Below are 13,054 nucleotides of genomic sequence, written 5' to 3'. Positions count from 1 at the left end.
GGGGGGGGCGGGGGCGGGGGGGGGGGGGGGGGGGGGGGGGGCGGGGGGGGGGGGGGGGGGGGCGCCGCCCCCCCCCCCCCGGCACTACCGAAAATGCCATTACCGCTTCTGCGCGAGCAGCCATTCCCACATCGCTGCATCGGCATACGTCGCGTCCCACGCGTTGTGGTTGCCGTCGGGATACTCGGTGTAACGCACATCCTTCGCGCCGGCCTGCTGGAACGCGGCGTGCAGCTTGCGGTCGTCATCCGGCGGCACCACGTCGTCCAGCGCGCCATGGAACATCCAGATCGGGACGTTGCGCAGGCGCTGGGCGATGGCCGCGTACGGATCGGCCTCGTGGGCGACGTCCTCCACAAACAGGGTGGGGCGCACTGCACGCGGCGCCAGCACTGCGCCGCAGATCGGCACGATGGCGGCGAAGCGGGTCGGTTCGGCCAGCGCGATGTTCCAGCTGCCGTAGCCGCCCATCGACATCCCGGTCAGGTACTGGCGCTGTGGATCCGCACCGAATTCGGCGATGGCGGCATCCAGTGCAGCCAGCGCGATGCGGTTGTTCTCGCCCGACCACTCCTGGTCATTCGGCGTCTGCGGCAACACCACCAGCGCGGGGAAGGTGGAGGCGTGCTGGCGCAGGTATGGCCCCAGCCCGGCCTGGGTCTGGCGGCGGCCGTCGCGCCCCCGTTCACCCGAGCCGTGCAGGAACAGCACCACCGGCAGTTCGCCACGTGAGGCCGCTGCATTGCGCGGCACGAACACCTGGTAATACGCGGTCTGCCCATCCACTTTGACCGCACGGCCGACGAACTGGCCGCCGGAGGCCGCCGGAGTGCTCGCGCAGCCGGCTACCGTCATCATCGCCACTGCCCACAGCAGCCATCCACTCCAACGTCGCGCCATTGTCGTGCCTTGTCTGAAATCGATTTCAGTCTAGGCCCGGTAGCGTGTCGGAGCATCTTGCAGTGCATCAGTCCGGGCGCGGCGCCGCGGCGAGGATGTCCAGCTGTTCGATGGCTTCAGGGTGGCCTTCGGCGGCTGCCGCCTGCACCTGGGCCAGGCTGGGGTGGACCACCAGCAGGATCGGGTTCTCGCACTGCGGGCAGTCGAACTGGGCTTCGTCTTCGTGCAGTTCCATCGGCATCTGCCGCGCGCTGCCCTGCCATTCGCAGGCAGCGCAGGTATACGTCGCGTCACGCCAACCGGGGACGAAATAATTGTCGAGGGTCACGGCCATGCGGGGTCCAGGGTCAGTGCAGCAGGATCAGGGTGGCCAGGCCGAGGAAGCTGAAGAAGCCCATGACGTCGGTGACGGCGGTGACCACCACGGTGCCGGCCACGGCCGGGTCGACGTTCATGCGCTTGAGCAGCAGCGGCAGCAGCACGCCGGCCAGGGCCGCGGCGCAGAAGTTGATGATCAGCGCCAGGGTGATCACCAGCGACAGCAGGAAGCTGTGGAACCAGAGGTAGGCGATGATGCCGACCACGGTGCCGATCAGGGTGCCGTTGATCAGCGCGACGCGCGATTCCTTCCACAGCAGGATGCGCGCGTTGCTCTGGCCAACCTGGCCCAGGGCGATGCCGCGCACCATCAGGGTCAGCACCTGCACGGCCGCATTGCCGCCCACGCCGGCCACGATCGGCATCAGCACGGCCAGCGCCACCACCTTCTGCAGGGTCAGCTCGAACTGGCCGATCACGCTGGCCGCCAGGAACGCGGTACACAGGTTGATGCCGAGCCAGACCACGCGGCCGCGCACGGCGCGCTTGATCGGCGAGAACAGATCTTCTTCTTCGTCCAGACCGGCGGCGCCCAGCGCCTGGTGCTCGGCCTGCGACCGGATGATGTCGACCACGTCATCGATGGTGATGCGGCCGAGCAGGATGTTGTTGTCGTCCACCACCGGGGCGGAGACCCAGTCATGATCGGAGAACTGGCGCGCGACTTCATCGGCGCTCTCGCCGACGTCGATCGCCGGCTGTTCGTCATCGATCAAGCGGTTGATCGGGGTGTTGTCCTCATGCGTCACCAGCGCGGCCAGCGAGAGGCGGCCCAGGTACTGATGGCGGCGGCTGACCACGAACAGGTGATCGGTGTGGTCGGGCAGTTCGCCGCGCAGGCGCAGGTAGCGCAGCACCACGTCGACGTTGACGTCGGCGCGCACGGTCACCACGTCCGGGTTCATCAGGCGGCCGGCGCTGTCCTCGGGATAGGACAGCACCTGCTCGAGCCGCTCGCGGTTCTCGCGGTCCATCGACTTGAGGACTTCGTCGATGACCGTGTCCGGCAGATCCTCGACCAGGTCGGCAAGGTCATCGATGTCCAGGTCTTCGACCGCGGCGATGATCTCGTCCGGGTCCATGTCGGCCAGCAGGCTTTCGCGGACTTCCTCGCCGACGTGGACCAGCACCTCGCCATCGTCTTCCGGATCGACCAGGCCCCAGACAATCTCGCGCTTGCCCGGGGGCAGCGATTCGAGCAGGTTGCCGATTTCCGCCGGCGCCAGGGTATTGACCAACCGACGGACCGGACCCAACCGCCCGCTGTCCAGTGCATCGGACAACAGCCGCAGCTGGCGCGCCGTCTTGTCGTGGCGTACGGCTTCGGCCATGCGCAGCTCCTGCGGAAAAAGAAAAAGGCCGCTATCCGGTGGAGGATGCGGCATGGGCGGTGGTCACCGCGTCATTATCGCGTGCTTGTGTGTCAATCGGGTAGGGCGCAGACGGCGATGCGCGTGGGACGCACGCATTCAACGACGGTAGTGCCGGCCGCTGGCCGGCAACCACGCATACCGATCCGAAGGTTCATGCGGAGCCGGCCAGCGGCCGGCACTACCGGGCCTTTTCGATCCAGCGTTCGATGCCACGCCGGTCGCGCGCCTGCAGCAGCTTGGGCGCCATCGCCTGCAGCACGGACAGGTCGCTGTCGCGCACCGCGCGGCGTACTTCCAGCAGGGTGCCCGGGTGCAGGCTGAATTCCGTCAGCCCCAGCGCCAGCAGCAGACGCGTCATCAGCGGGTCGCCGGCGATCTCGCCGCACACCGCCACCGGGATGTTGTAGGCCTGGCCGGTGCGCAGGATATGCGCCAGCAGGCGCACCACCGCCGGGTGCAGCGGGGAGTACAGCTCGCCGACCGCCTCGTTGTTGCGGTCGGCGGCGAGCAGGTACTGGACCAGGTCGTTGGTGCCGATCGAGAGGAAGTCGACCAGATCGATGAAGCTCTCCAGCGCGATCGCGGCGGCTGGCACTTCGATCATCGCGCCGAACGGGATGTGCTCGGCCACTTCGTGGCCTTCCGCGCGCAGCAGCTCGGCCTGTTTGGCCAGCCGCCGGCGCACGGCGAGGATCTCCTCGCGGGTGCTGACCATCGGGATCAGGATGCGCAGCTTGCCGTAGGCCGAGGCGCGCAGGATCGCGCGCAGCTGGGTGTCGGCCACCTTCGGCCGCGCCAGCGACAGGCGCACGCCGCGCAGGCCCAGCGCCGGGTTCTCTTCGTTGCTCAGGGTCAGCCCGGTGCGGTCGGCCTTGTCCGCGCCCAGGTCCAGGGTGCGGATGGTGACCGGCCGTCCGCTCATGCCCAACGCGGCATCGCGGTAGGTCTCGAACTGCTCCTGCTCGTCGGGCAGCTCGTTGCGCTGCAGGAACAGGAATTCGGTGCGGTACAGGCCCAGCCCGTGCGCGCCCAGCGCATGGGCCTGGGTGACGTCTTCGCTGGATTCGGCGTTGGCCAGCAGCGCGATGTCGACGTTGTCGCGGGTGCGGCTGGGCTTGGTGCGCAGGCGCCCGAGTTCGCGCTGTTCGCGCGCATGCTCGCGCAGCCGCACGCGGTAATCGCGCAGGTCCGGTGCCTGCGGGTTGATGGTCACCGTGCCGTCGCTGCCATCCATGATCAGCACGTCGCCATCGGCGACCTTCTGCAGCACGTTCGGCACGTTGACGATCAACGGCAGGTGCAGGCTGCGCGCCAGGATCGCGCTGTGCGACAGCGCGCTGCCGCCGGCGGTGATGATGCCGACCACCCCGTGGGCCTGCAGCTGGGCCAGCTCGGACGGGGCGATGTTGTCGCAGATCAGGATCTCGCCGGCCATGCCTTTGACGTCCGGCGGGCGCTTCTGCAGGAAGGCATGGATGCGCCCGATCACATGGTCCAGATCGTCCATGCGGCTCTTCAGGTAGGCATCGTCCATGCCATCGAAGACCTTGGCCAGGCGGTCACGCTGCACGCGCAGCGCGTAGCCGGCGCTGTAGGGGCCACTGCGGATCAGCTCGTCCAGGCCGAACAGCAGTTCGGGGTCATCCAGCAGCAGCGCATGCAGGTCGAGGAACTCGCCGACTTCCTGGTTGAGCGCGCCATGCAGGCGCTGGCGCAGATCGTGCATTTCGCCGCGGGCCGCTTCCACGGCCACGTGCAGGCGCTCCAGTTCAGCCTCGACCTTGGCCGGCGGAATGCGCTGCTCGGCCACTTCCAGGGCGTGCGGCAGGCGCACCCGGGCGCGGCCCAGGGCGTTGCCGCGCGAGGCACCGTGCCCGGACAACAGCATCGCCCCGGACGCGGTCCGGGCCGGTGCGGAGGATCCCGGTCGCGGTTGCCCCCCCATGCTCAGTTGTCCTCGTCGAAACGCCGTTCGAACAGGGCCACCACCGCGTCCATCGCGGCGGCTTCGTCCTCGCCGTCGATGCGCACGGTGACCGGGGTGCCCTGGCCGGCGGCCAGCAGCATGACGCCCATGATGCTCTTGGCGTTGATCTCACGGCCCTTGGCGGCCATGGTCACGTTGCAGCGGAAAGGCGCCAGCTCCTGCACCAGCTTGGCAGTGGCGCGGGCATGCAGGCCCAGGCGGTTGGAAACAGTGAGTTCACGTTCAAGCATCGTCGACAATCGCTCCATTGCGAGTGCCTGCCGCGGCAGTGGCAGGCAGTTGATCCAGTCCCTGTTCCGGATAATTCATCACCCGCATCAACATCGGCAGGCTCAGCGCCGAAACCCGGCGTGCCGGGGTGCCCAGACGAGCCAGTTGCCCGGCCAGATTGCTGGGGCTGGCGCCGTACAGGTCGGTCAGGATCAGCACGCCCTGGCCACTGTCCACCCGGCGCAAGGCGGCCGAGGCGAGCGGGAGCAGGACGTCCATATCTGCGTCGAACGGTACTTCGAAAGCTTCGGTCTTCAGCGGCAGGTGCCGCAGCAGACGGGTCGCCACGTCCAGCAGGGCCGTGCCGACACCGGGATGAGTTACGAGGAGAATGCCACAGGTCATTGCCGAACGTTAACAGGTCAACATGAATTGGCGATAGCACGCGTGAAAGACTGCTGTGTTCCGCGGTTCAGCGTGTCGATGACCTGTCCCGGGTCGGCGCAGGACAGGGCGATGGGGAGAGGCCGCGTCGAGGTTCGGCCAGGCATGTCGCCACGCCCGGCCCCGATACGTGCCGGCGGCCGCCGGCGATGCCGTTTTCAGTCGAGTTCGCGATGGAACGTGGCCACTTCCGGCCAGCCCTGGTCGCGGGCATGGCGGGCCATGCGCTCGGCCATGTAGACCGAGCGGTGCTTGCCGCCGGTGCAGCCGAAGGCGACCGTGACATAGCTGCGGGTGTCATTGCCCAGCCGTGGCAGCCAGGTGTCGAGGAAATCGACCAGCTGGCCGGCGTAGCGCTGTACGTCGGGCTGCTCGTCCAGGTGCTCGCGCACGCCGGCATCGCGGCCCGAGAGCGGGCGCAGCTCCGGGTCCCAATGCGGATTGGGCAGGACCCGCACGTCGAACACGAAGTCGGCCTCGGCGGGGACGCCGCGCTTGTAGGCGAACGATTCAAACAGCAGCGAAAGCTTGTTGCCGTGGGCGAGCGCGAATTCGGTGACCACCTTGCGGCGAAGCTGGTGCACGTTGAGGCTGCTGGTGTCGATCACCGCATCGGCGGCACGGCGCAGCGGCGCGGTGAGTTCACGCTCGCGGGCGATCGCTTCGGGCAGCGACAGCCCCAGCTGGCTCAGCGGATGGCGGCGCCGGGTGTCGGCGTAGCGCTTGAGCAGGGTTTCATCGGTGGCATCGAAGAACAGCAGCTGCGCATCCAGCCCCGCGGCCTTGGCGTCTTCGCGCCAGTGCGAGAGCTGGGTCAAATCGCTCTGCGCGCGCACGTCGATGCCGACTGCCAGCCGGCGCGGCGCTTCGCGGCCCGGATCACCCAGCAGACTGCGCACGAAATCCGGCAGCAGGTCGATCGGCAGGTTGTCCGAGCAGTAGTAATCCAGGTCTTCGAAGGTCTTCAGTGCGACCGTCTTGCCGGAACCGGACAGGCCACTGACGATGATCAGGGTGGCGGCGGTCGGGGCGGAGGCGGGGGTGGTCATGGCGTGCGACGTTCCAACATGTTGCTGTGGCGGGCGATGAACATCGCGGCCGGGTCGATGCCCTTGGTCCGCAGGATGTGCAGGCGCGTGGCGGCTTCGGTCAGCACGGCCAGGTTGCGGCCGGGCATCACCGGCAGGGTGATCAGCGGCACATCCAGGTCCAGCACGTGGCGGGTACCCGAGTCGCCGGTCAGGCGTTCATAGCCGTAAGGGGTGGGCTCGGTCATCGGCTTGGTCAGGTGGACGATCAGCCGAAGGTACTTGTTCTTCTTTACAGCCGTGTCACCGAACATCTCGCGCACGTTGAGCACGCCCAGGCCGCGCACTTCCAGCAGGTCCTGCAGCAGCTCCGGGCAGGTGCCGTCGAGCACGTCGGGGGCGATCTGGGTGAATTCGGGCGCATCGTCGGCCACCAGGCGGTGGCCGCGGCTGAGCAGTTCCAGCGCCAGCTCGCTCTTGCCCGAGCCCGCTTCGCCGGTGATCAGCACGCCGATGGAGTAGATCTCCATGAATACGCCATGCAGGATCACCCGCGGCGCCAGCGTGCGCGCCAGGTGGTAGGAGAGGTGGTTGAGCAGCTCGTGGCCACGCTTGGGCGAGATCCACAGCGGGGTCTGCGATTCGTCCGCAGCCGCGCGCAGGTCTTCCGGGCAGGACTGGTTGCGGGTGATCACCAGCGCCAGCGGATGGGACTGCATGATCCGCTCGATCGTTTCCCAGCGCTGGCGCGAGTCCAGCGAATCCAGCCAGGACAGCTCTTCGGTGCCGAGGATCTGCACCTTGTTGGGGTAGATCGCGTTGAGGTACCCGGCCAGCGACGGGCGGCGGGAGACCTTGTTGCCGGCCTCCAGCTCACGGCGCTCGCCCTGCTGGCCGGCGACCCAGCGCAGGCTCAGGCGGTCGCGCTGCTGTTCGAACAGTTCGCGCGCGGTGATGCTGGTATTCATGCGGCACTCGCCGGCGGGGGGAATTCGATGACCCGACGCAGCGCGTCGCCGTCGCGCGCTTCGCGCAGCGCCTGGCGGATGGCCGGCTCGGAGAACAGCTCGGCCAGCTCGGACAGCAGCATCAGGTGTTGATGGGTGTAGTGCGCGGGCACGGCAATCGCGAAGACCAGATCGACCGGCTCATCGCCGCCGAACTCCACCGGCGATTCCAGCCGCAGCAGCGCGCCGCGGGGGCGTTCAAGCAGCGGGGCACGGCCGTGCGGGATGGCGATGCCGTGGCCGATCGCGGTGCTGCCCAGCGTCTCGCGCTGGCACAGGTTCTGGTACAGCAGCTCGGCGTTGGCTTCGCGGCAGGCCAGCAGGCGGGCTGCGGCCATCAGCACGCTGTCGCGATCGGCGGCCGGCAGCACTTGCGTGCGGACGGCCGCCAGAAGATCAGTCAGAGGCATGTCGGGGTGGAAACGAGGGCATCAGCCCTCATTGTCGCCCACCGGCAGCGGTTGCGGTGCGTGCTGCTGCTTTTTCTCTTTGTGCTTGATGACCAGGCGGTCGAGCTTGTCGGCCAGGATGTCGATTGCCGCATACATGGTGGGGCCGCTGGCGTCCGCGTGCAGAGTCTGCCCGGGAACATTCACACTCGCATCGGCATGGTGCTCCGGCTTGCGGATCGACAGTTGCACGCGGACCTCGCAGTGCTGGTCGAAATGCTTCCTCAGCCGTTCCAGCTTGGTCTCCACGTACTCGTTCAGAGCCGGGGTGATCTCAAGGTGGTCCTTGCCAAACGTCTCGATGTGCATCGGGTTTCTCCTTTGTTCGGATGTGCCAATGAACCTTCCCGCCGGGCGCGGTGGAGCGTCAGACGATTCGTACCCTTTCGTGCGAGGCGGAAATGTTCATGGCTTCACGATACTTCGCCACGGTGCGTCGCGCCACCGGTATTCCCGAGGTTTTGAGCAGGTCAGCCAGCTTGGCGTCAGAAAGCGGCTTGCGCGGGTTCTCGTCATCGATCAGGCGGCGCAGCATGGCCTGGATGGCGGTACTTGAGGCTTCGCCACCGCTGTCGGTGTCGATGCCGGAGGCGAAGAACGCGCGCAGCGGCAGCGTGCCGCGCGGGGTGCGCACGTACTTGCGGGCGATCGCCCGGGAAATCGTGGATTCGTGCAGGCCGAGCTCGCCGGCCACTTCCCGCAGGGTCAGCGGGCGCAGGGCCTGTTCGCCGAACTCCAGGAAGGCGGCCTGCTGGTCGAGCAGGCAGCGCATCACCCGCAGCAGGGTCTCGCCGCGGGCCTCCAGGCCCTTGAGCAGCCAGCGCGCCTCCTGCAGATGGGCGCGCATGTAACCGGCGTCGGCCTCCCCGCAGCGGCGGATCAACTGTTCGTAGCCGCGGTGGATGACCACCCGCGGCCCGGCGTGGCCGGCCAGGGCCGCGCGCCAGACGCCATTCTGGCGCCAGACCACGCAGTCGGGCACCACGTAGCTGTCGTGGGAGAGCTCGCCGATCTGGGTGCCGGGGCGCGGGTCCAGCGAGCGCAGCAGCTGCACCGCCACCTCGACCTCGGCCAGCGGCTCGCGCAGCTCGTGGGCGATGCCGGCCACGCCGCTGCGCGGCAGGCGCTCCAGCGGCCCATCGGCGATGCGCCGGGCCAGGGCCAGGCCGGGGGTATCGGCGGGCAGTACCAGCAGCTGCAGGTCCAGGCACTCGCCCAGGCTGCGCGCACCCACCCCGACCGGGTCGAAGCGCTGGATCTGGTGCAGGACGGTCAGGATTTCGGCCTCGTCGGCCTGGATGGCCGGGCGCAGGGTCTCGGCGATGGCCGTGAGCGGCTCGCGCAGGTAGCCGTCCTCTTCGAAAGCGTCGATCAGGGCCGCGCCGATGCTGCGGTCGCGGACCGACAGGTGCGACAGGTGCAGCTGCCAGAGCAGGTGGTCGGCCAGCGATTCGGTCTCGGCCACGCGCTCGGCGGCACTGCCGTTGTCGTCATCGTCGAAGGAGCCGCCACTGCTGCCGCTGGTCCAGTCGCCTTCGCCGGGCGACCACTCGTCGCCGGCGGAGACCTGGTGCTCCCCATCGGCATGGGTATCGGCGGGGGCGGGCGGGGGACTGTCCTCGCCGGGGCTGGCCTCGAGCGCCGGTTCAGCGTTCTCGGCCCAGTCCAGCAGCGGGTTGGTTTCCACCGCCTCGTTGATTTCCAGCTCCAGCTCGGCGCTGGACATCTGCAACAGCTTGATCGCCTGACGCAGCTGCGGCGTCATGACCAGGTGTTGCCCCATCGATGTCTGCAGCCGTGCTTTCATGCCTGTGCCGAACGGAAGGAAGGCGTTGCGGCGGCCGCTGGATCAGAGCTTGAAGGTATCCCCAAGGTAGACGCGGCGGACGTCGGCGTTGGCCAGGATCTCGTCCGGCGCGCCCTGTGCCAGCACGCTGCCCTCGTTGAGGATATACGCGCGGTCGCAGATTCCCAAGGTTTCGCGGACATTGTGGTCGGTGATCAGCACCCCGATCCCGCGCTGCTTGAGGTGGGTGACGATGCGCTGGATTTCACCGACCGAGATCGGGTCGACACCGGCGAACGGCTCATCGAGCAGGATCAGGCGCGGTTTGGCCGCCAGCGCGCGGGCGATTTCACAGCGGCGGCGCTCACCGCCGGAGAGGCTGGCCCCGAGCTGGTCGGCCACGTGGTTGATCTGCAGTTCGTCCAGCAGGCTGGCCAGTTCCTTTTCGCGGCCGGCCTTGTCCAGGTCCTCGCGCAGTTCCAGCACCAGGCGCAGGTTGTCGGCCACGGTCAGCTTGCGGAACACCGAGGGTTCCTGCGGCAGGTAGCCCACGCCCTGCTTGGCGCGGGTGTACATCGGGTCGCTGGTGATGTCCTTGCCGTCCAGCACGATGCTGCCGGCATCGGTCTCGACCAGCCCCACGATCATGTAGAAGCAGGTGGTCTTGCCGGCACCGTTGGGGCCGAGCAGGCCCACCACTTCACCGGCCTCCAGGGTCAGCCCGAAATCCTTGACGACTTCACGCTGCTTGTAGCGCTTGCGCAGGCCTTTGGCGACGAGCATTACTTCTTGCTCCCGGCGGCGGGCGGGGTGGCAGGCTTGGCCGCGGGCGTGGCCGGCTTGGCCGCCGGGGCGGCCGGGGCGGCGCCCTTGTTCTTGGGCTGGATCACGGTGCGCACGCGGGTGCCGTCGCCACCGCTCTGCATGTTGCCGGTGCGCGTGTTGTAGGTCATTTTCTGGCCGCTGTTGGTGCCGCGCGGCGACTCGACCTTGTAGTTGCCGGTGAGGATGATCACTTCGCTGTTGACGTTGTAATCCATGTTGTCGGCCCAGGCATTCATCTTGGAGCCGTCATCCATTTCCTGCTCCAGCGTGGCCTGCTTGCCGGTCAGCACGACGCGTTCGATATCGCCGTTCTTGCGGAACAGATCGGCGTTGGCCGCATGGATCACCAGGGTGCCCTGGGTGATCACCACGTTGCCGGTGAACGTGCACTTGCCCGCATCGTCGGTCAGGTTGCAGTCGTTGCTGTTGGATTCCAGGTTCATCGGCTGGTTGCGGTCGGACGACTTGGCCAGCGCCACGCCGGGCAGCAGCAGGGCGAGCAGCGCGAGCTTAGCGGGCAGCGTTCGGTTCATAGCGGGTCTTGACCTGTGAAAGGAGTTTGTACTGCCGGGTTTTCATGTCGGCTTCAAAGCCGACGCCTGTCTGTGACAGGCCCGGGCGGGTCATGGTGACCCGGGCATCGGTCCTGGCGCGGTTCTCGTTCGGGAACACGTCCAGATGATCGGTGCGGAAGGTGGTGGGCACAACGCCGGGGACCTTGGGGCTGTCGCCGCTGACGTTGCCGATGAGCTTGAGCTGGTCGCCCTTGGCGCTGACCCAGCCGCTGTCCCCGCGCATCTCCCAGTGATTGCCGTCCTGGTCGGGCAGCAGGAACACCGGGGTGGTCAGGGTCATGGTTTCATCGCTGCGCGCACGCTCCAGCAGCGGGGCGCGCAGGGTGGTGGATTCCTTGCCCTGTTCGTCCAGCGCCACGATCTGGAAATCGTGCAGCACGTAATCCTTGGTGGCATCCTCGCCCTCGGCCACGGGGGCCTTGTCGCGATGGTGCAGGGCCAGCCAGCCGGTCAGCAGTGCGGCGACCAGCAGCAGGCCGCCGATGGCGGTACGCACGTTCATGCGCCGAACCTCGCCAGCACGGCGTCCACATGGCCCTGTGCGGCCAGCAGGACATCGCACAGCTCACGCGCGGCGCCCTGGCCACCGTCGCTGCGGGTCTGCCAGTGCACGCGTTCGGCGATCCACGGGTGGGCATTGGCCGGCGCGACCGCCAGGCCGACCGCGCACAGCGGGCCGAGATCGGGCAGGTCGTCGCCCATGAAGGCCACTTGGTCCAGGCCGATGCCGTGCTGCCCGCACAGCGCCTTGACGCTGGCCAGCTTGTCGCCGACCGCGATCTGGGTATCGATGCCCAGGTCCGCGCCGCGCTTGAGCGCGGACTGGCTGTTGCGCGCGGTGATCAGCACCGGGTGGATACCGTGGTGTTGCAGCAGTTTCAGGCCGAGTCCGTCCTGCACGTAGTACGCCTTGCTCTCGTTGCCGTCCTTGTCGTAGTAAAGCCGACCGTCGGTGAGCGTGCCGTCCACGTCGAAGCACGCCAGCCGTATACGGCCGGCGACGGCATGCAGGTGGGACGGGAAACCGGGCAACGGGGAGTAGGGCATCGTCTGGGGGCAGCTCAGCTGAATGGAGGAAGGCAACTGTGGTTTAAACCACCCGGGCCCGCAACAGGTCATGAATGTTGAGCGCGCCGACCAGATGGCCGTCGGCATCGACCACCATCAAGCCGTTGATCTTGTGGGCTTCCATCAACTGCGCGGCCTCGGCCGCCAGCTGGTCGGCACCGATGGTGCGCGGGCCGCGGGTCATCACATCGGCGATCTTCGCGCTGCGCACGTCCAGGTCGGTATCCAGCGCGCGGCGCAGGTCGCCGTCGGTGAACAGGCCGATGAGGTGGTTGTCCGCGTCCACCACGGCGGTCATGCCCAGGCGCTTGCGGCTCATCTCCACCAGGGCTTCGCTCAGGCTGGCACCGACGTCCACGCGCGGCAGCTCATCGCCGCTGTGCATGACATCGGTGATGTGCAGCAGCAGGCGGCGGCCGAGGCTGCCGGCCGGGTGCGAGCGGGCGAAATCATCGGCCGTGAAGCCACGCGCATCGAGCAGGGCCACGGCCAGTGCATCGCCCATGGCCAGCGAGGCGGTGGTGCTGGAGGTCGGGGCCAGGGCCAGCGGGCAGGCCTCGGCCGGTACGCTGACATCCAGGTGAACGTCGGCGGCGCTGGCCAGGCTGGACTGCGGTCGGCCGGTCATCGCGATCAGGCGGTTGCCCTGGCGCTTGAGCACCGGCAGCAGCATCAGCAGTTCGTCGGACTCGCCCGAATAGGACAGCGCCAGCACCACGTCGGCCTCGGTGATCATGCCCAGGTCGCCGTGCCCGGCTTCACCGGGGTGCACATAGAAGGCCGGGGTGCCGGTCGAGGCCAGGGTAGCGGCGATCTTGCGGGCCACATGGCCGGACTTGCCCATGCCGGTGGCGACCACGCGGCCCTTGCCCTGCAGGACCAGCTGGCAGGCCTGGCTGAACGCCTCGCCCAGCCGCTCGGCGACCGCGCCCAGCGCATCGCGCTCGATCTCGAACACGCGGCGGCCGCTGGCGACCAGTGCCGCAGCGTCGGCCGGATGGGGGAGTTGGGGCGAGACAGCCAT

General features: G+C 68.1%; 16 protein-coding genes. All 16 read right to left on the bottom strand.

Annotated features, from left to right (window positions below):
- Positions 1-99: 99 nt before the first annotated feature.
- On the bottom strand, positions 100-900 hold the full coding sequence (locus PV764_RS08815; RefSeq protein ID WP_421116489.1) for a prolyl oligopeptidase family serine peptidase: 801 nt from the start codon (positions 898-900) through the stop codon (positions 100-102).
- Positions 901-967: 67 nt separating this feature from the next.
- Positions 968-1,234 carry a hypothetical protein gene (locus PV764_RS08810; protein ID WP_046274053.1) on the bottom strand — a complete coding sequence of 89 codons (267 nt, stop codon included), beginning with the start codon at positions 1,232-1,234 and terminating at the stop codon, positions 968-970.
- 13 nt (positions 1,235-1,247) lie between these two features.
- Positions 1,248-2,609, bottom strand: coding sequence for a magnesium transporter (gene mgtE, locus PV764_RS08805; RefSeq protein WP_019185398.1), 1,362 nt, complete (start codon positions 2,607-2,609; stop codon positions 1,248-1,250).
- Between the two features lie 220 nt (positions 2,610-2,829).
- The gene (gene ptsP, locus PV764_RS08800; RefSeq protein ID WP_046274054.1) at positions 2,830-4,539 is read right to left on the bottom strand and encodes a phosphoenolpyruvate--protein phosphotransferase; all 1,710 of its coding nucleotides are present in this window, start codon (positions 4,537-4,539) and stop codon (positions 2,830-2,832) included.
- 59 nt (positions 4,540-4,598) lie between these two features.
- A complete protein-coding gene (locus PV764_RS08795) occupies positions 4,599-4,868 on the bottom strand; it encodes an HPr family phosphocarrier protein (protein ID WP_019185400.1) in 270 nt (89 codons plus the stop codon).
- Positions 4,861-5,253, bottom strand: a complete 393-nt coding sequence (locus PV764_RS08790) for a PTS sugar transporter subunit IIA (protein WP_019185401.1) — start codon at positions 5,251-5,253, stop codon at positions 4,861-4,863. The genes PV764_RS08795 and PV764_RS08790 overlap by 8 nt, the downstream gene beginning before the upstream one ends.
- Positions 5,254-5,450: 197 nt before the next feature.
- Entirely contained in the window at positions 5,451-6,341 is an 891-nt protein-coding gene (gene rapZ / locus PV764_RS08785; RefSeq protein WP_421116488.1) for an RNase adapter RapZ, read from the bottom strand.
- Positions 6,338-7,288, bottom strand: coding sequence for an HPr(Ser) kinase/phosphatase (gene hprK, locus PV764_RS08780; RefSeq protein WP_019185403.1), 951 nt, complete (start codon positions 7,286-7,288; stop codon positions 6,338-6,340). The genes rapZ and hprK overlap by 4 nt, the downstream gene beginning before the upstream one ends.
- Entirely contained in the window at positions 7,285-7,737 is a 453-nt protein-coding gene (locus PV764_RS08775; RefSeq protein WP_019185404.1) for a PTS sugar transporter subunit IIA, read from the bottom strand. Before PV764_RS08775 ends, hprK begins: the two co-directional genes overlap by 4 nt.
- Positions 7,738-7,758: 21 nt before the next feature.
- Positions 7,759-8,085: a ribosome hibernation-promoting factor, HPF/YfiA family gene (gene hpf, locus PV764_RS08770; protein ID WP_046274055.1), complete on the bottom strand. Its 327-nt coding sequence runs from the start codon at positions 8,083-8,085 to the stop codon at positions 7,759-7,761.
- A 58-nt stretch (positions 8,086-8,143) separates the two neighbouring features.
- On the bottom strand, positions 8,144-9,583 hold the full coding sequence (locus tag PV764_RS08765; RefSeq protein ID WP_019185406.1) for an RNA polymerase factor sigma-54: 1,440 nt from the start codon (positions 9,581-9,583) through the stop codon (positions 8,144-8,146).
- Positions 9,584-9,625: 42 nt separating this feature from the next.
- On the bottom strand, positions 9,626-10,345 hold the full coding sequence (gene lptB, locus PV764_RS08760) for an LPS export ABC transporter ATP-binding protein (protein WP_019185407.1): 720 nt from the start codon (positions 10,343-10,345) through the stop codon (positions 9,626-9,628).
- On the bottom strand, positions 10,345-10,920 hold the full coding sequence (gene lptA / locus PV764_RS08755; RefSeq protein WP_019185408.1) for a lipopolysaccharide transport periplasmic protein LptA: 576 nt from the start codon (positions 10,918-10,920) through the stop codon (positions 10,345-10,347). Before lptA ends, lptB begins: the two co-directional genes overlap by 1 nt.
- Positions 10,898-11,464 (bottom strand): LPS export ABC transporter periplasmic protein LptC, encoded by a 567-nt coding sequence (gene lptC / locus PV764_RS08750; protein WP_019185409.1) that lies wholly within the window; start codon positions 11,462-11,464, stop codon positions 10,898-10,900. Before lptC ends, lptA begins: the two co-directional genes overlap by 23 nt.
- The gene (locus PV764_RS08745; protein WP_070426779.1) at positions 11,461-12,009 is read right to left on the bottom strand and encodes a KdsC family phosphatase; all 549 of its coding nucleotides are present in this window, start codon (positions 12,007-12,009) and stop codon (positions 11,461-11,463) included. Before PV764_RS08745 ends, lptC begins: the two co-directional genes overlap by 4 nt.
- A gap of 43 nt (positions 12,010-12,052) precedes the next feature.
- Positions 12,053-13,054 (bottom strand): KpsF/GutQ family sugar-phosphate isomerase, encoded by a 1,002-nt coding sequence (locus tag PV764_RS08740; RefSeq protein ID WP_019185411.1) that lies wholly within the window; start codon positions 13,052-13,054, stop codon positions 12,053-12,055.

Origin of the sequence: Stenotrophomonas sp. AS1 (genome assembly GCF_048957655.1) — a bacterium.
Taxonomy (GTDB): domain Bacteria; phylum Pseudomonadota; class Gammaproteobacteria; order Xanthomonadales; family Xanthomonadaceae; genus Stenotrophomonas; species Stenotrophomonas bentonitica_A.
Note: the sequence above shows the minus strand (reverse complement) of the source record. Positions and strands in the feature narration are given on the sequence as shown.

What these genes read in the sequence shown, in the direction of transcription:
- lptC (WP_019185409.1), bottom strand. Translation starts at nt 11,464, where the DNA reads ATGAACGTGCGTACCGCCATCGGCGGCCTGCTGCTGGTCGCCGCACTG.
- rapZ (WP_421116488.1), bottom strand. Translation starts at nt 6,341, where the DNA reads ATGACCACCCCCGCCTCCGCCCCGACCGCCGCCACCCTGATCATCGTC.
- PV764_RS08810 (WP_046274053.1), bottom strand. Translation starts at nt 1,234, where the DNA reads ATGGCCGTGACCCTCGACAATTATTTCGTCCCCGGTTGGCGTGACGCG.
- hprK (WP_019185403.1), bottom strand. Translation starts at nt 7,288, where the DNA reads ATGAATACCAGCATCACCGCGCGCGAACTGTTCGAACAGCAGCGCGAC.
- PV764_RS08795 (WP_019185400.1), bottom strand. Translation starts at nt 4,868, where the DNA reads ATGCTTGAACGTGAACTCACTGTTTCCAACCGCCTGGGCCTGCATGCC.
- hpf (WP_046274055.1), bottom strand. Translation starts at nt 8,085, where the DNA reads ATGCACATCGAGACGTTTGGCAAGGACCACCTTGAGATCACCCCGGCT.
- lptA (WP_019185408.1), bottom strand. Translation starts at nt 10,920, where the DNA reads ATGAACCGAACGCTGCCCGCTAAGCTCGCGCTGCTCGCCCTGCTGCTG.
- PV764_RS08815 (WP_421116489.1), bottom strand. Translation starts at nt 900, where the DNA reads ATGGCGCGACGTTGGAGTGGATGGCTGCTGTGGGCAGTGGCGATGATG.
- PV764_RS08775 (WP_019185404.1), bottom strand. Translation starts at nt 7,737, where the DNA reads ATGCCTCTGACTGATCTTCTGGCGGCCGTCCGCACGCAAGTGCTGCCG.
- PV764_RS08745 (WP_070426779.1), bottom strand. Translation starts at nt 12,009, where the DNA reads ATGCCCTACTCCCCGTTGCCCGGTTTCCCGTCCCACCTGCATGCCGTC.
- PV764_RS08740 (WP_019185411.1), bottom strand. Translation starts at nt 13,054, where the DNA reads ATGGCTGTCTCGCCCCAACTCCCCCATCCGGCCGACGCTGCGGCACTG.
- mgtE (WP_019185398.1), bottom strand. Translation starts at nt 2,609, where the DNA reads ATGGCCGAAGCCGTACGCCACGACAAGACGGCGCGCCAGCTGCGGCTG.
- PV764_RS08790 (WP_019185401.1), bottom strand. Translation starts at nt 5,253, where the DNA reads ATGACCTGTGGCATTCTCCTCGTAACTCATCCCGGTGTCGGCACGGCC.
- ptsP (WP_046274054.1), bottom strand. Translation starts at nt 4,539, where the DNA reads ATGCTGTTGTCCGGGCACGGTGCCTCGCGCGGCAACGCCCTGGGCCGC.
- PV764_RS08765 (WP_019185406.1), bottom strand. Translation starts at nt 9,583, where the DNA reads ATGAAAGCACGGCTGCAGACATCGATGGGGCAACACCTGGTCATGACG.
- lptB (WP_019185407.1), bottom strand. Translation starts at nt 10,345, where the DNA reads ATGCTCGTCGCCAAAGGCCTGCGCAAGCGCTACAAGCAGCGTGAAGTC.